Genomic DNA, 19,014 nt, shown 5'->3' with positions numbered 1-19,014 from the left:
AAGTGATGGTGCTGATACAAATCGGACCGGAAGTAAAAGCATCTTTCGGTTGATTTCATTTGACGACAGTTTCATCGCTTATGACCGGCCAGCCCGGTATGCTTGCCGTCGGATTGGATGGCACTCTGCGGTGCAGCAATATTCTGTATGAAGGCTCCTGGCCCGTCTTCGGGCAGGATCGGAACAGCCCGTTCACCTCGGCAAAGGCGCTGTTTCAGGGGCGGGCCGTGTATCTGCCGGGCGCAGTGACGCAGATGCAATCTACCTTGGCGTTTTTGCCGTTCAGCCTGATTGTACTGGCTGCTGCGGTCTGGGGCCGTGCGCTATGACTTTGCAGCAGCTTCTGGTCCGCTACACGGCCTTTGCGGTTGTTGCCACCGCGGTCAACCTCGCCACCCAGCGCGCGGTCCTGCAATTGGGTGAAAGTGCTGCGCATTTCACCGCTGCCATGGCAGCGGGCACCTTGGCCGGGCTGGTTGTTAAATACTTGCTGGATAAGCGCTGGATCTTCTTTGATCAGCACAGCGGTCTCAAGCATCAGGGGCGCACCTTTTCGCTCTATGCCTTGATGGGTATCGCAACCACAGCGGTGTTCTGGATCACGGAAACGCTGTTTTGGATCACCTGGGGAACTGATGGTGCGCGCGAGGCCGGGGCTGTCCTCGGGCTGGTGATCGGCTATACGGTTAAGTACCAGCTGGACCGGCATTTCGTTTTCACTCAAGGCGCAAAGGAGACGGAATGACAATGCTGTCAGGCTGGGGGAATTACCCGGTGGCACGGGCACAGCTTCTGGCCCCCCGCAATGAGGCTGAGCTGCAAACCTTGATCGCCGGTCACCCCTCGGTCATCGCCCGCGGCAATGGCCGCGCATATGGTGACAGCGCCATCGGCCTGCCGGCGACATTGCACATGCGGCATTTCAACCGGATGATCTCGTTTGACGCCGGAACCGGACAATTGGTTGCTGAAAGCGGGGTGTTGCTGGGCGATATCATCTCGGCCTTCCTGCCGCGCGGCTGGTTTCCGGCAGTGGTGCCCGGCACCAAGTTTGTGACCCTTGGCGGAGCGATCGCGGCGGATGTGCATGGTAAGAACCACCATAAGGAGGGCAGTTTCCGCAATTGCCTGGATTGGGTGGATGTCATGGGGCCGGACGGTATGCTGCGCCGTTGTTCGGCGCAGGAGAACAGCGAATTGTTCGGCTGGACAGCTGGCGGCATGGGGCTCACCGGGATCATTGTCAGGGCCGCGATCAGACTGCGGGCGGTGCCGTCGGCCTGGATCCGGCAGCAGACACAGCCGGCTGCAAATCTGGATGCCGCAATCGAAATCTTCGAGCGGTCGGCCAGCGCAACCTATTCGGTGGCGTGGATCGATTGCCTGTCGGAAGGCAGCACGCTGGGCCGCTCGCTGGTTATGCTGGGCGAACATGCGGAGTTGCAGGACCTGAGCGCGCAACAGGCGGCCGCCCCCTATGCCATCGCCAGTGCAAAGACCCGGCAGGTGCCGCCGGTGTTTCCCTCCTTTCTGTTGAACCGCTTCAGTGTCCGGGCCTTCAATTTCGCCTACTACTGGGCAGGCGCCCGAAAGGCCGGGTTGCTGATTACCGACTGGAACCGCTACTTTTTCCCGCTTGATTCATTGCTTGGCTGGAACCGGATTTACGGGCGCAAGGGCTTTGCCCAGTTTCAATGTGTGCTGCCGCTCGATAGCACCCGGTCCGGCCTGCGCAGGCTGCTGCAGGCGATCTCGGCTGCCGGACAAGGATCTTTTCTGGCGGTGCTCAAGCGGCTGGGACCGCAGGACAGCCCGTTCTCCTTCCCGATGGAAGGCTACACGCTGGCGCTGGATTTCCCTGTCAATCGCCGCAGTCTGGCGCTGATGGAGGAACTGGACCGGATCACCATCGCCCATGGCGGCCGGTTCTACCTGGCCAAGGACAGCCGGATGCGCGCGGATACCTTGCGCGCGGCGGACCCCAGGGCTGCGGGCTTCACCGGAATGCGGCAATCCTTCGGGCTGCACCCGTCCTTTCAGTCCGCACAATCGCAAAGGCTTTCGCTATGACAAAATCTCCTGTTCTGATCCTTGGCGCCCGTTCGGACATCGGCCTGGCCGTGGCCCATGCCTTTGCCGCACAAGGGCATCCAGTGCAGCTTGCCGCCCGCCGGGCGGACACGCTCGGGGCTGAAAAAACGGATCTTGAGCTGCGCCATGGCGTGCCGGTGAGCCTGCATGATTTCGATGCGCTGGCGCTGGAAGATCACGAGGGTTTTGTCGATGCACTGCCTGAGCTGCCGGGCATAGCCGTTTGCACTGTCGGAAATATGGGCGATCAGGCGGAAAGCGAACAGACGCCCCAGCAAGCAGCCCAGGTGCTGCGGAGTAATTTTGAGGGCCCGGCGAGCATTCTGGCGGTTCTCGCCAACCGTTTTGAGCAGCGCGGCACCGGCACGCTGGTTGGCATCAGTTCAGTCGCTGGCGAGCGCGGCAGAGCGTCCAATTACGTCTACGGATCGGCCAAGGCCGGCTTTACCGCATTCCTATCCGGGCTTCGCAACCGGCTGGCCCGCAAAGGCGTTCATGTTGTCACCGTGCTGCCCGGGTTTGTCGCCACGCAAATGACCGAAGGCATGGACTTGCCGGCCAAGCTGACTGCTCAGCCTGAAGATGTGGCAAAAGCCATCACCGCCGCCGCATCCAAAGGCCGGAATGTTGTGTATGTGCGGCCTGTTTGGCAGCTGATCATGCTGATTATCCGTAACATTCCCGAAGCGATCTTTAAGAAGACAAGTATCTGAGCACGGGCGATCCTATCTTTGGATAGACTTGCCATTTAAATTGCCGGCTTGCAGTCCTTGGTTGTATAGAATTGAACACTTTTCCTTAACACTCTCGAAAGGGCTGGCCGGATAGCGTCACAGCCGGGTAGCTTCAGAGTGGAATTATGAACAGCAAAAAGAGCATTGCCGGCACCAGCAGGGGTGACCGGATTCTGGTAGACGACGAGCATTACGTTATTCAGGCGGGCGCCGGCGACAACAAGATCCTTGCCGGAGATGGCAACAACGATATCGAAGCGGCTGATGGCAACGATCAAATTCTCGTTGGAGATGGCGCCAACGAGATCAACGCAGGCGGCGGCAAGAACAAGATCAATGCCGGCGACGGCGGCAACCGGATCAGTACAGGCAGCGGCAATGACGCCATTGTCGCAGGCGACGGTGGCAATGTGATCGACACTGGCGGCGGCAAGAACAGTATTTACACCGGTGATGGCGACAATCGGATCCGTGCGGGCGATGGAAGCAATAAGATTATTGCCGGTGATGGCAATAATGAGATTCTGTCAGGCAGCGGCAATGATGCCGTGATTGTCGGGGCTGGCAGCAATGTGATTAATGCCGGCAGCGGCAACAACAAAATTACTGCAAGCGATCTGTCGGACAGCGTTAACACGATCACCGCTGGCAGCGGCCACGACAAGATTATTGTTGAGGACGGCACCAGCCGTATTTCCGCCGGGGATGGAAAAAACACGATCATGGCCGGCGACGGCAACAATTCAATTGAGACCGGCAAGGATGCTGACAAGATCATCGTCGGGGACGGTGACAATGCTATAGATGCTGGTGACGGGAGCAACAGGATCACCACTGGGGATGGCAGCAACCGGATCTCGGCGGGTGCTGGAAGCGACCGCATCCTGGTTGGCGATGGCGCCAATGCGATAGCAGCCGGCGACGGTCGCAACGGCATCAGTACCGGCGACGGCAATTCGCAGATTTCGGCCGGCAGCGGCGACGACAAAATCCTTGCCGGGGATGGCAGAAACACTATTGATGCAGGGGCCGGCAACAACTCCGTCACCACGGGCGACGGGGATAACCAGATTGCCACAGGGGCCGGCAAAGACAGGATCCAAACCGGCGAAGGCAACAACAGTATCACCGTTGCCGGGGGCGCGAACAGAATCACGGCCGGCGATGGCAATAACGTTTTCCAGCTGCTGGACGGCAGCGCACAGATCAAGACAGGCAGCGGTGACAACCAGATCAGCACTGCAGGTCAGAACGATGCCATCCAGGCCGGCGACGGCGACAATCAGGTTCAAGCCGACGGCGGGAACAACAGCATAAAGCTGGGTGATGGCAGCAACTCTGTGCAGGCAGGATCCGGCCGGGATGATATTCGGCTTGGGGATGGAGACAACTCTGTCACGGATCTTGGCGGTACCAACAAGATCTCGGCTGGCGATGGCAACAACGTTCTGCAGGTTCAGGATGGAAGCGCACAGATCAAGGCTGGCGGCGGCGATAACGAGATCACTGCCGCTGGATTGAACGATGTTATCCAGGCTGGCGACGGCAACAACCGTATTCATGCAGGGGACGGGAACAACCGCGTCAAACTGGGCGATGGCAGCAATATTGTCGAAACCGGTACCGGAAAGGACAATCTCAGGGCCGGTGACGGCGATAACATGATTGACGCAGGCGGCGGTGACAATGCGGTCAAAGCGGATCACGGCAACAACACAGTTCAGACTGGTGCCGGCAAGGATGCAATCCAGCTTGGTGACGGCAACAACACGATCACGTCACTTGGCGGCAACAACAAGATCAAGGTTGGACACGGGCAAAATGCAATTGAAACCGGGGACGGCGCCGACAGCATCAAAACCGGGAACGGCAGTAATGAAATTTCTACAGGCGGTGGCAATGACCGGATCCAGACCGGCAACGGGGATGACCGGATCAGCAGCGGCGCGGGCGATGACTATGTCAACGCCGGGCGTGGCTATGACACCGTGGTGCTGAGCGGAAGCTTTCAGGACTATGACCTTGATCTGAGCCGCTACAACGGCGGCCGCGGCAAGGCGTATATCACGTCGCGCGCGGGCAGCGAGGGGGACCAGGGGACTGACACGCTTCTTGGGGTCGAGGCGCTTTTGTTTGAAGAAGACGGGCTTCTCCTAGATCTGAATGCGCCAGCCGGATTGCAACTGCAGGATGATCAGATCACGGCAGAAGGCGAAGGCCCGCTTGCAATATCGCTGGAAACTCTGCTGGAGAACGACGGAGAAACGCGCGCCGGTACCTCCCGCGTTCGCGTCGATGACGTGAGCGCCGGCGGTCTTCGGGTGGACTTCGACGGCGGCATCGTCACCTACAACGCCGAGGACCTGCTGCAAGGCCTGAAAGAGGGGGATGTCTTCGAGGACAGCTTCACCTACTACGTAATAGATGCCTTTGGGAACCGTTCTCAGGCCACAGTAAACGTGGCCCTCACTGGTGAAAATGATGTGCCTGTCGCAGGTGACGACTACCTGAACGGCGGCCTGAAACCTTTCGGCGGCTATACTCCTTCGCCTGAATGGACTGTCCAAGGGGCAGGGGCCATTCTTCCTTGGGGGACAACCGTGGCCGGGATGAAGGACGGGGGCTATGTTGTTGTCTGGCAGGCGCATAAGGCCATTGGAACCGATGAAAGATCGGATATTTGGGCCAAAATCTATGATGCCGACGGCAGTGTAATTGCTGAAACGTTCCTAGTGAACAGTTTCACTGAGAGTTATCAGGTCGATCCCGAAGTCACAGTTCTTAGCGATGGCAATATTGTGATCGGGTGGCGCAGCAATTACGACGCCGATGATGCCAAAAGTGAGTTTCCGATCCGTATTTTTGACAAAGAAGGCAACGCAGTAACTCAGGAATTGGTGGTCAATGACGCCGCTGATGAAGCTGTCAAAGATGTGGACATAACCGCACTGAAAGGCGGCGGCTTCGTCGCAGTTTGGACGGCTTATGCTCAGGAGACCGATTTCCGCATAGCTTTGTTTGACAACAACGGCAGAAAAATCGGGGACGAGATTGTTTACAATCTACCTGATATTGGCGCCCCCAGCGTTCCTTCGGTGATCGCTCTTGAAAGCGGCGGGTATGCAGTTGCTTGGTCTCAGCCAGACTATGAGCCTTATTACCGTTCCGGAGGTTCAGATACGATCAAGGTTCAATTGTTCGACAAAACCGGCAACACCGCTGCTGCTGAATTTGATGTCACGAAGCCCGCGGGCCAGCTGGACAGTTTCCCGGATATAACGGAAGGGCCGGACGGGCAGTTGCTAGTTGTTTGGAAGTTCTATGACCCGGATGTTTCCGGCAGTACTGCCTATTTTGCAAAAATCATCGACCAGGAGGGAAAGGTTCTGGTCGATGAATTCCAGGTGCATCAGGATGCGGCCGGCGGGCCCGGCAACAACCCTCCAAAAGTTGCGTGGCTTGATGATAGCAATTTCGTTTTTGTCTGGGGCGCACCGGGAGACGGCGATCCGGCAGCGGGTGCATGGGCCAGGAATCCAGGTGTTTGGGCGCGGGTTTTCAGTTCGGAAGGCGAACCGCAAGGTGATGAATTCGTGGTCAACCAGCAAACCATGGGTACGCAAAGCTATTACGAAATTGAGGCGCTTGAGGGCGGGCGGTTCATCATCACCTGGGGGGATAACCATAGTGGTGACTCGGTAAAGTACACTGTGTTCGAAGGCGATGGCTCCCCCGTCGAGCTGCCTTATGGTTTTGAAGATGAAGTCGCTGAAATTGCAGTGCTTGATCTGCTGGCCAATGACAGCGATCCGGATGCAGATGCTCTGACCTTTGCTCTTGCTGCCAGTACCAGTGAATACGGTGCTGTGGTGTCCTATGATGCGGAAACGGATACCCTGTTTTACGATCCGACCGCTGCCGGCGGCATCCAATCGCTCTCTGACGGTGAGGTGCTGGAAGACAGCTTTACCTACACGATCTCCGATGGGCAGGGTGGCACTTCCGAGGCGACAGTGACCATCCTGGTCGGCGGCCTTGATGAGGCTGATGCAGGGGCAGCCCCACTGTTTGCACAGGAAGATTACGGCGTGCTGCTGTAAATGGGACCTTGGCTGTGCGGGCGTCTGCCCGTGCGGCCAATGGCCCTCGGGTGATGAGCTTCAGCGTGATAAGTTTTAAGCTTGAAATAAATACCGTGGCAACGGTATGGTCGCTGGCAGGCCGCATCAGCAAAGGAGCCCCATCATGCCAGCCATCAGCGTGCATCCCGAAGGGTGGAAGCCCGCCAAAGGTTATGCCAACGGCATGGTGGCCGAGGGCAAGCTGCTGTTTGTCGGCGGCCAGATCGGCTGGACCGCGGATCAGGTGTTCGAGGCGCAGGATTTCATCGGCCAGATGAGCCAGGCGCTGCAGAATATTCTGGAGGTGGTCGAAGCCGCAGGCGGGTCTGCGCAGGATATCACCCGGCTCACATGGTTTGTGACCGACAAGGCCGAATATCTCGCCCATCAGGCAGAAGTCGGAAAAGCCTACCGTGCGGTGATGGGCTATCACTTTCCGGCGATGACCATGGTGGTTGTTTCCGCTCTGGTCGAGGATGAGGCCAAGGTGGAAATCGAAGCTACGGCAGTACTGCCCGCTTGACGCGATACGTCACACGGTTTCGTGAGCGCTCTTACCATGGGCCGTGCCGGACGCCACATTCCAAGGCGCAGAGCCAGGGGAGAGCGACATGCGGATCAACGCCGATTTCACCAAACGGGCCGCGGTGCATTTCGATGAAACACCTTGGGTGGCAAGCCCGGCGCCTGGGGTCGAGCGCAAGATGCTGGACCGCATTGGCGAAGAAGTGGCCCGCGCCACCACCATCGTCCGGTTTGCACCGGGCTCTGCCTTTGCACCGCATGTGCATGACGGCGGCGAGGAATTTTTGGTGCTGGACGGTGTGTTTCAGGACGAACACGGGGATTTCCCCAAAGGCTCCTACATCCGGAACCCGCCGACCACAAGCCACACACCTGCTGCGGCAGAAGGGGCGGTGATCCTGGTAAAGCTGCACCAGTTCGATCCAGCCGACCGAACCGAAGTGAAAACCCGCATCTCGGGCAATGCAGCGCAGCAAGAACTGTTCCAGGACAGTGTTGAAACGGTGACCCTGCAAACCTGGGCGCCGGGGCAGGCGATCAGCCTGGATGCCGCTGGCGGCGTGGAGGTATTTGTGGTGCATGGCAGCTTTAGCGAAAACGATGAAGCGTTCACGCGCTGGGACTGGCTTCGGCTGCCGCCGGGCTGCCGTTTTGAGGCCACGGCTGGCGCTGAAGGTGCACAGGTTTGGATGAAAACCGGCCATCTTGCGCAAATGACTGCCTAGGCCGGCAACGCGTTTTTGCCCTGAAATCAAATCTTTGAATGCCGTTCCTGCAGGGGCGGCATTTTTTTTCGCCAAGTAAAAATTTTACCAGTTGATAAAAAATCTGACTGTGGCAGTCTAATAGGCAAGAAGAATGTAATAATCAGGGAGACACCCAATGGCGACCAGCCATCAGGCATCCGGCATTCAGGCAGCGCGTTTGGACGCTGCTGGAATTGCTGAGAATTTCTCGGACCTGCACCCAGCCTATGACGCGCATGAGGCAGCCGTAGCGGCGGATCGCTGCTATTTCTGCTATGACGCGCCTTGCATGACGGCCTGTCCGACCAGCATCGACATTCCCCAGTTCATCCGGGAAATCCAGGCGGGCCATGCCGAAAGCGCGGCCAAGACCATTCTGGAGCAGAACATCCTTGGCGGCATGTGCGCCCGGGTCTGCCCGACCGAAACGCTGTGCGAAGAAGTCTGCGTGCGCGAAACCGCCGAAGGCAAACCGGTTGAGATCGGCCGCCTGCAGCGCTTTGCCACCGACACGCTGATGGAGAAGGGCGTGCATCCTTTCACCCGCGCCGAAGCAACCGGCAAAAAAATCGCTGTTGTCGGAGCAGGCCCGGCGGGTCTCTCTGCGGCGCACCGGCTGGCGATGTTTGGCCATGACGTGGTGGTTTATGATGCCAAACCCAAGGCAGGCGGCCTCAATGAATTTGGCATTGCCGCCTATAAATCCACCAACGGCTTTGCTGCGCGCGAAGTGGATTGGCTGCTGAAGATTGGCGGTATTACAATGGATTACGGCAAGAAGCTGGGTGCGGATCTGTCGCTGGACGGGCTGGCGTCCGGCTATGACGCGGTGTTTCTTTCCATCGGTCTGGCCGGGGTCAATGCCCTGCGTGCGCCCGGTGAGGATAAGGACGGCGTGCGCGACGCGGTGGAATTCATTGCTGAGCTGCGCCAGGCGGAGGACCTGACTGCGCTGCCGGTGGGCCGCAATGTGGTGGTGATCGGCGGCGGCATGACTGCGGTGGACGCCGCAGTGCAATCGAAACTGCTAGGTGCTGAAAACGTCACCATAGCCTACCGCCGCGGGCGTGAGGACATGGGCGCCAGCCGGTTTGAGCAGGATCTGGCCGCCTCCAAGGGGGTGAAACTGATGTTCAATGTCATGCCCAAGGCAGTGCTTGGCAATGGTGCTGCTGCTGAGATCGAACTGGAGTATACTGCGGTTGCAGGTGGCAAGGTTTCCGGCACCGGCGAGACCGTGCGTCTGGTTGCAGATCAGGTGTTCAAGGCCATTGGCCAGACACTGGAAGGCCAGCCTGACGCGCTGGAGCTTGAGGGCCGCAAAATCAAGGTCTCGGAGACAGGGCGCACGTCGATGGCCGGGGTCTGGGCCGGGGGCGACTGCGCCTCGGGGGGCGAGGACCTCACCGTGACTGCCGTGGCCGAGGGCCGCGATGCTGCAATGGATATTCACTCCAGCCTGATGGGCTGAGCCAGTGCGGCGCAAGTTGCTTGCGCCAAGCTAGCCTGAAGAGGAGAGATCAAATGGCTGATCTGACAACAGAATTTCTGGGGATCAAATCCCCGAACCCGTTCTGGCTGGCCTCGGCGCCGCCAACCGACAAGGAATACAACGTCCGCCGCGCCTTTGAGGCCGGCTGGGGCGGTGTGGTCTGGAAGACGCTGGGCGCCGAAGGCCCGCCAGTGGTCAATGTGAACGGCCCGCGTTATGGCGCGATCTGGGGCGCCGACCGCCGCCTGCTGGGCCTCAACAATATTGAGCTGATCACCGACCGCCCCCTGCAGACCAACCTGGAGGAAATCACCCGGGTCAAGAAAGACTATCCGGACCGCGCCATTATCGTCTCGATCATGGTGCCGTGCGAAGAACAGGCCTGGAAAGACATCCTGCCGCTGGTGGAGGCCACCGGTGCCGACGGGATTGAGTTGAACTTCGGCTGCCCGCACGGCATGGCGGAGCGCGGCATGGGCTCAGCTGTGGGGCAGGTGCCGGAATACATCCAGATGGTCACCGAGTGGTGCAAGAAATACTACTCCAAACCGGTGATCGTAAAGCTGACCCCGAATATCGCAGACATCCGCCAGCCGGCGCGGGCGGCAAATGCGGGCAATGCCGATGCGGTCAGTCTGATCAATACAATCAATTCGATCACCTCGGTTGACCTCGACAGCATGGCACCGGAACCGACAATTGGCGGCAAGGGCACCCACGGCGGCTATTGCGGCCCGGCGGTGAAACCTATTGCGCTTAATATGGTGGCAGAGATTGCCCGCGATGCGCAAACCCGCAACCTGCCTATTTCGGCGATTGGCGGCGTTACCACTTGGCGCGATGCGGCTGAGTTCATGGCGATGGGGGCCGGCAACGTGCAGGTCTGCACCGCCGCGATGACCTATGGCTTCAATGTGGTCAAGGAAATGATCTCGGGCCTGTCCACCTGGATGGATGAAAAGGGGTACACCTCTACCCAGGACTTCATCGGCATGGCGGTTCCAAATGTGACCGACTGGCAGTATCTGGACCTGAATTTCGTGGCCAAGGCCAAGATCAATCAGGACGATTGCATCAGCTGCGGCCGCTGTTTTGCAGCCTGCGAGGACACTTCGCATCAGGCGATTGCGATGAGCGAGGACCGGGTGTTCACGGTGAAGGACGACGAATGCGTCGCCTGCAATCTTTGTGTGAATGTCTGCCCGGTCGAGGGCTGTATCACCATGGAAGAAGTGGCCGCGGGCCAGATTGACGAGCGCACCGGCGAGGTGGTCTCGGACGATTACGCCAATTGGACAACACATCCGAACAACCCGGCAGCCACGGCTGCGGAGTAATCCGCCGCCAAGGCTGGCTCCGGGTGTTCTCCCGCCCGTCGCCGGCCTCCTTCCGGAGGCGCTCCTCCCGTTGGGCCCGGCACCGCGCAAGGCGCGGTGCCGGGCTCAACGCCGTTCAGTAACCATCAGCAAGGCTGATGGTTACTGCGGGGGCGGGAGCGTTTTGTCACGTTTGGCAGTCAGGGGTCAGCTTTGCGGTGTAAGCATCCGCCGGTACAAGGTTTCCAGGTATTGCGGCGCTGCATCGAACGGGTCTTCATCCCCCATCAATGTGCGTACCTGGGCATCGAAATCCGCGTAATGCTGGGTCAGCGACCAGATCGAAAACAGCAAATGTTTGGGATGCGCGCGGTTGATCCGGCCGCCATCCATCCAGCCTTGCAAAAGCTGTGCCTTTTCCTCCACCAGCCCGTTCAGGTCGCTGGCGATCACATCATGCAGCCGAGGCGCTCCCTGTACTATCTCATTGGCATACAGCCGGCTTTCGCGCGGAAAATCCCGGCTCATTTGCAGTTTGCGCTGCACATAGGCGAGGATTTCATCCAATGGTTCGCCTTCCGGGTCCAATGCCCGCAATGGGTCGAGCCAGGTATCCAGCAAGCCTGACATCAGTTCGTTGAAGATCGCCTCCTTGGAGGGGAAGTAGTAAAGCAGGTTCGGCTTTGACAGGCCGGCAGCCTTAGCGATCTGGTCTACTGTGGAGCCGCGGAATCCGTGGCTGGAAAACACGTCCAGCGCGGCCTCCAGGATGGCGGCGCGATTCTTTTTCTGAATTCGGGTTGGCGCGCGGTCTGCGGGCATGTCCGTCCCTGTCTGTTTCTGCCGCCTTCTGCCAGCTGAAGCGCGGAATTTCACCTGTTTCCGGCAAAAGAGCCGATTTTTTCAAGGGCTGTGCGGCAATTTCTTGACTGATAGTGAACCCGTGATAGCGTGAGTTTGACCAGTTGGTCAAATCATTGCCCGGAATCGCGAAAACCGGCGCTCTGAACCGGCCAGCACTCAAAGCCACCTAAACGGCGCAAAGCCGATTGAAGCCTGCAAAGACGGGCGCACAGGGAAGGAAGCTGAGATGACGTCGCTTGGACAGAATCTGAAGATCAATGGCGACCGTTTGTGGGACAGCCTGATGGAAATGGCCCAGATCGGCCCGGGCGTCGCAGGCGGTAACAACCGCCAGACGCTGACAGACGAAGATGGCGAGGGCCGCGCGCTGTTCCAGAAATGGTGCGAAGACGTCGGCTGCACCATGGGGCTGGATCAGATGGGCAATATGTTTGCCCGCAGGGAGGGCACCGATCCGGACGCGCTTCCGGTCTATGTGGGCTCGCACCTGGACACCCAGCCGACTGGCGGCAAGTATGACGGTGTGCTTGGGGTGCTGGCCGGGCTGGAGCTGATCCGCTCGCTCAACGATATGAACATCAAGACCAAACATCCGATCGTTGCCACCAATTTCACCAATGAGGAAGGCACCCGCTATGCGCCGGCGATGCTGTCTTCGGGTGTCTTTGCGGGCATCCATACGCAGGATTGGGCTTACGGCCGCGAAGATGCCGAGGGCAAGAAATTCGGGGATGAGCTGAAACGCATCGGCTGGCGCGGCGAGGAAGAGACGGGCGCGCGAAAAATGCACGCCTTCTTTGAGCTGCATATCGAACAGGGGCCAATCCTGGAGGCCGAGGGCAAGGACATCGGTGTGGTGACCCATGGCCAGGGTCTTAGCTGGACCCAGGTGACGGTGACTGGCAAGGATGCGCATACCGGCTCCACCCCGATGCCGATGCGCCGCAACGCGGGGCTGGCAATGGCGCGGATCCTGGAAACCGTGGACGAAATTGCCTGGGGCCACGCGCCTCATGCGGTTGGGGCGGCGGGTCATATCGACGTTTATCCGAACTCGCGCAATGTGATCCCCGGCAAGGTGGTTTTCACCGTCGATTTCCGCAGCCCGGAACTGGACGTGATCACCGATATGGAAAGCCAGCTGCACGAGAAGGGCACCCAGATTGCAGAGGCAATGGGCGTTGAAATCGCGTTCGAGAAGGTGGGCGGCTTTGATCCCGTGGCCTTTGACGAGGGATGCGTCAGTGCCGTGCGCAGTGCGGCAGAGCGGCTGGGCTATTCGCATCAGGATCTGATTTCCGGCGCGGGCCACGATGCCTGCTGGATCAACCGGGTTGCACCGACCGCGATGGTTATGTGTCCCTGCGTTGATGGTCTCAGCCACAACGAGGCCGAGGAGATCAGCAAGGACTGGGCGGAGGCCGGCGGCAATGTGCTGTTCCATGCAGTGGTCGAAACGGCGGAAATCGTGGAATAGGGGCGCTGCCCCCGCGGCCCGTTGGGCCGCTTCCCCCGGAGTATTTCCGGAAAAGATGAAAAGAGCTGCGCCAGACAGCGGAAGAAATAACGGGAGGCGTGAATAAACGCCCCGATTCAGGGAGTTATAGCCATGAGTAAAGTCATCAAGAACGGCACTGTCGTGACCGCCGATCTGACCTATAAGGCGGATGTTCTGGTTGAAAACGGGGTGATCACGCAGATCGGCCCGAACCTGAAAGGCGACGAGGAGCTGGATGCCACCGGCTGTTATGTGATGCCGGGCGGGATTGATCCGCATACCCATCTGGAGATGCCTTTCATGGGCACCTACAGCACGGATGATTTTGAAAGCGGCACCCGTGCCGGGCTGGCGGGCGGCACCACTATGGTAGTGGATTTTGCGCTGCCCAATCCAGGCGAGAGCCTGCTGGATGCGCTGAAGCGCTGGGACAACAAATCAACCCGCGCCAATTGCGACTACTCATTCCATATGGCGGTGACCTGGTGGGGCGAGCAGGTCTTTGACGACATCAAGACGGTGATCCAGGAACGCGGCATCAACACCTTCAAGCACTTCATGGCCTATAAGGGCGCGCTGATGGTGAATGATGACGAGCTGTATTCCTCGTTCCAGCGGCTGGCAGAGCTGGGCGGCATTGCCATGGTGCATGCCGAAAACGGCGATGTCGTAGCAGAACTGTCCGCTAAGCTCTTGGCAGAAGGCAATACTGGCCCCGAGGCACATGCCTATTCCCGGCCGCCGCAGGTAGAGGGCGAGGCGACCAACCGCGCCATCATGATTGCCGATATGGCCGGCGTGCCGCTCTATGTGGTGCATACTTCCTGCGAGGACAGCCACGAGGCCATCCGCCGCGCCCGGATGCAGGGCAAACGGGTTTGGGGCGAGCCGCTGATCCAGCATCTGACCCTGGATGAAAGCGAGTATTTCAACAAGGATTGGGACCACGCTGCCCGCCGGGTGATGTCGCCGCCGTTCCGCAACAAACAGCATCAGGACAGCCTGTGGGCCGGCCTGCAGTCTGGTTCGTTGTCAGTGGTCGCGACCGACCACTGCGCCTTTACCACTGAGCAGAAACGCACTGGCGTGGGGGATTTCACCAAGATCCCGAACGGCACCGGCGGGCTGGAGGACCGAATGCCAATGCTGTGGACCCATGGCGTTGAAACGGGCCGGATCACCCCGAATGAATTTGTTGCGGTTACGTCAACAAACATTGCTAAGATATTGAACTGCTACCCGAAAAAAGGTGCGGTTCTGGTTGGTGCAGATGCCGACCTGGTGGTCTGGGATCCGAAGAAGACCAAGACAATCTCTGCCGCCAGCCAGCAGTCCTCGATCGACTACAACGTGTTCGAGGGGCATGAGGTGAAGGGGCTGCCGCGCTTTACCCTGACCCGGGGCCATGTGGCGGTGCACGACGGCGAGATCAAGTGCCAGGAGGGCCACGGCAAGTTTGTCTCGCGGGAGGCGAACACAACGGTCAACAAGGCGCTCAGCACGTGGAAAGAGCTAACAGCGCCGCGCCCGGTGGAACGCACCGGCATCCCGGCAACAGGTGTTTAAATCCAGGAGCGGGCTGCCGGTATCTGCGGCCCGTTTTCCTGTGTGAAATCAAGGCGAAGATATGAATATGGAACCGACCACCCAGGCAATCCGACCCGAGGCCGCCGCTTCCGATCCAGCCCCCGCAGAATGTGTGATCGAGGCCCGGAACCTGGATCTGACGTTTGAGACAAACGACGGTCCAGTGCACGCGCTGAAGGACATCAGCCTGGAGATCAACAGGGGGGATTTTGTCTCCTTTATCGGGCCGTCGGGCTGCGGCAAGACGACGTTTTTGCGCTGCATCGCGGCACTGGAGACACCCACCGGCGGCAGCCTGAGTGTTAATGGCATGACACCGGACGAGGCGCGCCGCAACCGCGCCTATGGCTATGTTTTTCAAGCGGCGGGGCTTTACCCGTGGCGGACCATTTCCAAGAACATCAAACTGCCGCTGGAGATCATGGGATACTCTAGGGCGGAGCAGGAAAAGCGCGTCAATCAGGTGCTGGAACTTGTTGAATTAACAGGGTTTGGCGGTAAGTTTCCCTGGCAGCTGTCGGGCGGGATGCAGCAGCGGGCCAGCATTGCGCGGGCGCTGGCTTTTGATGCCGATATCCTGCTGATGGATGAACCGTTCGGGGCGCTGGACGAGATCGTGCGCGACCATCTGAACGAGCAGCTGCTGAAGCTTTGGGCGCGGACCAACAAGACCATTGGCTTTGTCACCCACTCGATCCCTGAAGCGGTGTATCTGTCGACCAAGATCGTGGTGATGTCACCGCGGCCGGGGCGCATCCACGACGTGATCGACAGTACTCTGCCGAAAGAACGGCCTCTGGATATCCGAGACAGTCCGGAGTTCATCGAAATTGCGCATCGGGTGCGCGAAGGGTTGCGGGCGGGTCATGGCGATGACTGATATCAACCAGAAAAATACTGCGGCACCGGACATGCAGCCCCTGAACATCGCTTGTAAACTGGCGGGCGCATCATTCGCGGTATCGGAAAATTCGAATTTTCCGGTCAATTTTCTGCGCAGAAAATTGAGGCGGTGCGGGGGCGGGTCATGAAGAGCTTTGTTGCAGTCTTTACGGTGCTCGCTGCCATCATCGCTCTTTGGTACGCGGCATGCGTCCCGATGAATATCAAAGGTGTGCTTGACCAGGCAGAGCGGACAGGGGCCGTGGTCACGCCGGCGACTGCCAAAGAGCGCCGGTACATGAGTGAAATCGGGCTGGTGGCGAAAAACACATTTGCCGTTGGCGAAACCTGGGTGCAGCAGCGCCCGCGCTTGCCAGCCCCGCATCAGGTGGCGGTGGAGCTGTGGCAGACAACGGTGGAAAAGAATATCACCTCGAAACGCAGCCTGATCTATCATGCGCAGGTGACGCTTTCAGCGACCCTCCTGGGCTTTGCCATCGGCACCGGGCTGGGCATTCTGCTGGCGGTGGGGATCGTGCATAGCCGGGTGATGGATATGTCGGTGATGCCCTGGGCGATTGTCAGCCAGACTATCCCGATCATCGCGCTGGCACCGATGATCATTGTGGTGCTGTATTCCATCGGGGTGCAGGGGATTATCCCGAAAGCGGTTATCTCGGCCTACCTCAGCTTCTTCCCGGTGGTTGTCGGCATGGTGAAGGGCCTTCGGGCGCCGGATGGGATGCAGCTGGACCTTTTGAAAACCTATAACGCCAATACAAATCAGGGGTTCTGGAAGCTGCGGCTGCCGTCCTCGATGCCGTATCTGTTTGCCTCGCTGAAGATCGGCATTGCCGCCTCGCTGGTGGGGGCCATCGTGGGAGAGCTGCCGACCGGCGCGGTTGCAGGGCTTGGCGCGCGGCTGCTGGCCGGCAGCTACTACGGGCAGACCGTGCAGATCTGGTCGGCGCTGTTTGCGGCGGCGATCCTGGCAGCGGCGCTGGTGGCATTGCTCGGGCTGATCGAGCGGATGGTTCTGAAACGCATGGGGGTAAGCGCATGATCAAGCGATGGACAGAGGGCTCTGCCCTCGCCGCTGCGCGGCTCACCCGGGATGTTTCAGGCCAGAAGAACAAGGGGGTGATGTCATGGTGATGGTTGTTCTAGCCGTGCTGGTCTGGTGTTTGGGGTGGTGGCTGAACAGCCGTCTGGCAAACAGTCCGGCCGCGAAAACCCGTGCAGTGCAGCTGTTGGTGCCCGCGATCTTCGGCATCACCGTTCTGGTGGTCTGGGAGCTGCTGGTACGCGGGATGGACGTGTCTTTGGTGATCCTGCCGGCTCCCTCCGTAATCGCGGTGCGCTTTGTCTCCAGCATCCCAATTCTGTGGGCGGATTTTGCCCAGACCATCCTGAAGGGCGCGCTTGGCGGCTATGTGATCGGCTGCGGTGCGGCGTTTCTGACCGCGATCCTGGTGGACCGCAGCGATTTTCTGCGCCGGGGTCTGCTGCCGGTGGGGAACTTCATTGCAGCGTTGCCGATTGTCGGCACCGCACCGATCCTGGTGATGTGGTTCGGCTTTGACTGGCACTCCAAGGCTGCTGTCGTGGTGGTCATGGTATTCTTTCCAATGCTGGTGAATACGGTGGCGGGCCTGCGCGAGACCTCTGCCATGCAGCGCGACTTGATGCAGACCTATGCGGCGAGTTACTGGCAGGCGTTTTTCAAGCTGCGGCTGCCGGCGGCTCTGCCCTTTGTGTTCAATGGCTTGAAGATTTCCACCACGCTTGCTCTGATCGGGGCGATTGTAGCGGAGTTCTTTGGCTCGCCCACTGTCGGCATGGGGTTCCGCATCTCTACCAGTGTCGGCCAGCTGGCGCTGGACATGGTCTGGGCCGAGATTGTGGTGGCCGCACTCGCAGGTTCGGCCTTTTACGGGCTGATGGCGCTGATTGAGAAAAGCTTTACCTTCTGGCACCCGTCACAAAGAGGTTGAGTGGGCACAGCACATACGGGAAAGTGAAAAGAAAATAACAACAACAGGTAAAATCAAAAACCAATAGGGAGAACTTACCAATGAAGCACATTATGACAGCAGCGGCACTGGCGCTGGGGGCGGCAGGTACTGCCCAGGCAGCTGACGATGTGACGCTGCAGCTGAAATGGGTGACACAGGCACAGTTCGCTGGCTACTACGTGGCGCTGGACAAGGGGTTCTATGAAGAAGAGGACCTGAATGTCACCATCCTGCCCGGCGGGCCGGATATTGCGCCGACCCAGGTGATTGCCGGCGGCGGTGCGGATGTGACGGTGGAATGGATGCCCGCGGCGCTGGCAGCACGGGAAAAAGGCCTGCCGCTGGTTAATATTGCGCAGCCGTTCAAATCCTCGGGCATGATGCTGACCTGCTGGAAGGACACCGGCATTGCCGCGCCTGCCGATCTGGCCAATCGCACCCTGGGTGTGTGGTTCTTTGGCAATGAGTTCCCTTTCATGAGCTGGATGAGCCAGCTGGGCATTTCCACTGAGGGTAAGGGTGAGGCTGGTGTTGAAGTCCTGAAGCAGGGCTTCAACGTTGATCCGCTGCTGCAGCGCCAGGCCGACTGTATCTCGACTATGACCTATAATGAATACTGGCAGGTCATTGATGCCGGGGTCGGCGCCGATGAGTTGATCACGTTTAAATACGAGGATCAGGGCGTGGCGACGCTGGAAGACGGTCTGTATGTGCTGGAAGAAAACCTGAGCGATGCGGAGTTCACCGGCAAGATGGAGCGCTTTGTGCGGGCTTCGATGAAGGGCTGGAAATACGCTGAGGAGCATCCGGATGAGGCGGCAGGGATCGTTCTCGACAATGATGCCTCTGGTGCGCAGACCGAAACCCACCAGAAGCGGATGATGGGCGAGATAGCCAAGCTGACAGCTGGCAGCAACGGCGCGCTGGATCCGGCGGATTATGAACGGACAGTGTCAACACTGATGGGCGGCGGCTCGGATCCGGTAATCACCAAGACCCCGGAAGGCGCCTGGTCCCATGCCATCACCGATGCGGCGCTGAAATAGACAGGGCTTAGAATTTGGAGATTTGCCGGAACCTGGGTCCGGCGGATCTTCCGTTTGGTTTCCACGCAATATTGTTAAAAATTCAACAATTCGACGG

The 19,014-nt window shown here is 59.2% G+C and carries 17 protein-coding genes; 15 read left to right on the top strand and 2 right to left on the bottom strand.

Annotated features, from left to right (window positions below; genetic code table 11):
- The first annotated feature begins 80 nt into the window (after window positions 1–80).
- Genes K3557_RS09680 through K3557_RS09665 form a run of 4 tightly spaced genes read left to right on the top strand, consistent with a single transcriptional unit; the run spans window position 81 to window position 2,804 of the window.
- On the top strand, window positions 81–329 hold the full coding sequence (locus K3557_RS09680; RefSeq protein WP_259999375.1) for a hypothetical protein: 249 nt from the start codon (window positions 81–83) through the stop codon (window positions 327–329).
- On the top strand, window positions 326–745 hold the full coding sequence (locus K3557_RS09675) for a GtrA family protein (protein ID WP_259999374.1): 420 nt from the start codon (window positions 326–328) through the stop codon (window positions 743–745). Before K3557_RS09680 ends, K3557_RS09675 begins: the two co-directional genes overlap by 4 nt.
- Window positions 742–2,070: an FAD-binding oxidoreductase gene (locus K3557_RS09670; protein ID WP_259999373.1), complete on the top strand. Its 1,329-nt coding sequence runs from the start codon at window positions 742–744 to the stop codon at window positions 2,068–2,070. Before K3557_RS09675 ends, K3557_RS09670 begins: the two co-directional genes overlap by 4 nt.
- Entirely contained in the window at window positions 2,067–2,804 is a 738-nt protein-coding gene (locus tag K3557_RS09665; RefSeq protein ID WP_259999372.1) for an SDR family oxidoreductase, read from the top strand. Before K3557_RS09670 ends, K3557_RS09665 begins: the two co-directional genes overlap by 4 nt.
- Window positions 2,805–2,839: 35 nt before the next feature.
- Here K3557_RS09665 and K3557_RS09660 read toward each other — a convergent pair whose 3' ends face one another.
- A complete protein-coding gene (locus K3557_RS09660; protein ID WP_259999371.1) occupies window positions 2,840–3,103 on the bottom strand; it encodes a hypothetical protein in 264 nt (87 codons plus the stop codon).
- Between K3557_RS09660 and K3557_RS09655 the strand changes: the two genes are divergently transcribed.
- The 5 genes from K3557_RS09655 to preA all read left to right on the top strand — a co-directional run bounded on the left by K3557_RS09655 (window position 2,996) and on the right by preA (window position 11,046).
- Window positions 2,996–6,925: an Ig-like domain-containing protein gene (locus K3557_RS09655; RefSeq protein ID WP_409201217.1), complete on the top strand. Its 3,930-nt coding sequence runs from the start codon at window positions 2,996–2,998 to the stop codon at window positions 6,923–6,925. The two genes, K3557_RS09660 and K3557_RS09655, sit on opposite strands and share 108 nt — an antisense overlap.
- A gap of 145 nt (window positions 6,926–7,070) precedes the next feature.
- Window positions 7,071–7,469 carry a RidA family protein gene (locus K3557_RS09650; RefSeq protein ID WP_259999369.1) on the top strand — a complete coding sequence of 133 codons (399 nt, stop codon included), beginning with the start codon at window positions 7,071–7,073 and terminating at the stop codon, window positions 7,467–7,469.
- A gap of 88 nt (window positions 7,470–7,557) precedes the next feature.
- A complete protein-coding gene (locus tag K3557_RS09645; RefSeq protein ID WP_259999368.1) occupies window positions 7,558–8,196 on the top strand; it encodes a cupin domain-containing protein in 639 nt (212 codons plus the stop codon).
- 157 nt (window positions 8,197–8,353) lie between these two features.
- Entirely contained in the window at window positions 8,354–9,688 is a 1,335-nt protein-coding gene (locus K3557_RS09640; protein ID WP_259999367.1) for an NAD(P)-dependent oxidoreductase, read from the top strand.
- Window positions 9,689–9,741: 53 nt separating this feature from the next.
- The gene (preA, locus tag K3557_RS09635; protein WP_259984708.1) at window positions 9,742–11,046 is read left to right on the top strand and encodes an NAD-dependent dihydropyrimidine dehydrogenase subunit PreA; all 1,305 of its coding nucleotides are present in this window, start codon (window positions 9,742–9,744) and stop codon (window positions 11,044–11,046) included.
- 186 nt (window positions 11,047–11,232) lie between these two features.
- On the opposite strand, the gene K3557_RS09630 is transcribed toward preA, so the two are convergent.
- Window positions 11,233–11,847: a TetR family transcriptional regulator C-terminal domain-containing protein gene (locus K3557_RS09630; RefSeq protein ID WP_259984706.1), complete on the bottom strand. Its 615-nt coding sequence runs from the start codon at window positions 11,845–11,847 to the stop codon at window positions 11,233–11,235.
- Window positions 11,848–12,115: 268 nt separating this feature from the next.
- Here K3557_RS09630 and K3557_RS09625 point away from each other — a divergent pair, with 268 nt between their 5' ends.
- The 6 genes from K3557_RS09625 to K3557_RS09600 all read left to right on the top strand — a co-directional run bounded on the left by K3557_RS09625 (window position 12,116) and on the right by K3557_RS09600 (window position 18,917).
- Window positions 12,116–13,366 (top strand): Zn-dependent hydrolase, encoded by a 1,251-nt coding sequence (locus K3557_RS09625; protein WP_259999366.1) that lies wholly within the window; start codon window positions 12,116–12,118, stop codon window positions 13,364–13,366.
- Between the two features lie 132 nt (window positions 13,367–13,498).
- Window positions 13,499–14,953 (top strand): dihydropyrimidinase, encoded by a 1,455-nt coding sequence (gene hydA / locus K3557_RS09620; RefSeq protein WP_259999365.1) that lies wholly within the window; start codon window positions 13,499–13,501, stop codon window positions 14,951–14,953.
- A gap of 61 nt (window positions 14,954–15,014) precedes the next feature.
- On the top strand, window positions 15,015–15,854 hold the full coding sequence (locus K3557_RS09615; protein ID WP_259999364.1) for an ABC transporter ATP-binding protein: 840 nt from the start codon (window positions 15,015–15,017) through the stop codon (window positions 15,852–15,854).
- A gap of 147 nt (window positions 15,855–16,001) precedes the next feature.
- Window positions 16,002–16,919 carry an ABC transporter permease gene (locus K3557_RS09610; RefSeq protein ID WP_259999362.1) on the top strand — a complete coding sequence of 306 codons (918 nt, stop codon included), beginning with the start codon at window positions 16,002–16,004 and terminating at the stop codon, window positions 16,917–16,919.
- A gap of 85 nt (window positions 16,920–17,004) precedes the next feature.
- A complete protein-coding gene (locus K3557_RS09605; protein WP_259984693.1) occupies window positions 17,005–17,850 on the top strand; it encodes an ABC transporter permease in 846 nt (281 codons plus the stop codon).
- Between the two features lie 80 nt (window positions 17,851–17,930).
- Complete coding sequence (locus K3557_RS09600; protein WP_259999360.1) at window positions 17,931–18,917, top strand: ABC transporter substrate-binding protein; 987 nt, start codon at window positions 17,931–17,933, stop codon at window positions 18,915–18,917.
- Window positions 18,918–19,014 lie beyond the last annotated feature (97 nt).

The sequence above is a fragment of the Leisingera sp. M523 genome, assembly GCF_025141335.1.
In the GTDB taxonomy this organism is placed as follows: Bacteria; Pseudomonadota; Alphaproteobacteria; order Rhodobacterales; family Rhodobacteraceae; genus Leisingera.
The sequence above is the reverse complement of the archived record's forward strand: the minus strand, read 5'-3'. Positions and strand labels throughout refer to the sequence as shown.

Bases quoted from the DNA above. Each gene is read 5' to 3' on its own strand.
- K3557_RS09645 (WP_259999368.1), top strand. From the start codon at position 7,558: ATGCGGATCAACGCCGATTTCACCAAACGGGCCGCGGTGCATTTCGAT.
- hydA (WP_259999365.1), top strand. From the start codon at position 13,499: ATGAGTAAAGTCATCAAGAACGGCACTGTCGTGACCGCCGATCTGACC.
- K3557_RS09675 (WP_259999374.1), top strand. From the start codon at position 326: ATGACTTTGCAGCAGCTTCTGGTCCGCTACACGGCCTTTGCGGTTGTT.
- K3557_RS09640 (WP_259999367.1), top strand. From the start codon at position 8,354: ATGGCGACCAGCCATCAGGCATCCGGCATTCAGGCAGCGCGTTTGGAC.
- K3557_RS09680 (WP_259999375.1), top strand. From the start codon at position 81: ATGACCGGCCAGCCCGGTATGCTTGCCGTCGGATTGGATGGCACTCTG.
- K3557_RS09630 (WP_259984706.1), bottom strand. From the start codon at position 11,847: ATGCCCGCAGACCGCGCGCCAACCCGAATTCAGAAAAAGAATCGCGCC.
- K3557_RS09610 (WP_259999362.1), top strand. From the start codon at position 16,002: ATGAAGAGCTTTGTTGCAGTCTTTACGGTGCTCGCTGCCATCATCGCT.
- K3557_RS09670 (WP_259999373.1), top strand. From the start codon at position 742: ATGACAATGCTGTCAGGCTGGGGGAATTACCCGGTGGCACGGGCACAG.
- K3557_RS09600 (WP_259999360.1), top strand. From the start codon at position 17,931: ATGAAGCACATTATGACAGCAGCGGCACTGGCGCTGGGGGCGGCAGGT.
- K3557_RS09615 (WP_259999364.1), top strand. From the start codon at position 15,015: ATGAATATGGAACCGACCACCCAGGCAATCCGACCCGAGGCCGCCGCT.
- K3557_RS09650 (WP_259999369.1), top strand. From the start codon at position 7,071: ATGCCAGCCATCAGCGTGCATCCCGAAGGGTGGAAGCCCGCCAAAGGT.
- K3557_RS09665 (WP_259999372.1), top strand. From the start codon at position 2,067: ATGACAAAATCTCCTGTTCTGATCCTTGGCGCCCGTTCGGACATCGGC.
- K3557_RS09625 (WP_259999366.1), top strand. From the start codon at position 12,116: ATGACGTCGCTTGGACAGAATCTGAAGATCAATGGCGACCGTTTGTGG.
- preA (WP_259984708.1), top strand. From the start codon at position 9,742: ATGGCTGATCTGACAACAGAATTTCTGGGGATCAAATCCCCGAACCCG.
- K3557_RS09605 (WP_259984693.1), top strand. From the start codon at position 17,005: ATGGTGATGGTTGTTCTAGCCGTGCTGGTCTGGTGTTTGGGGTGGTGG.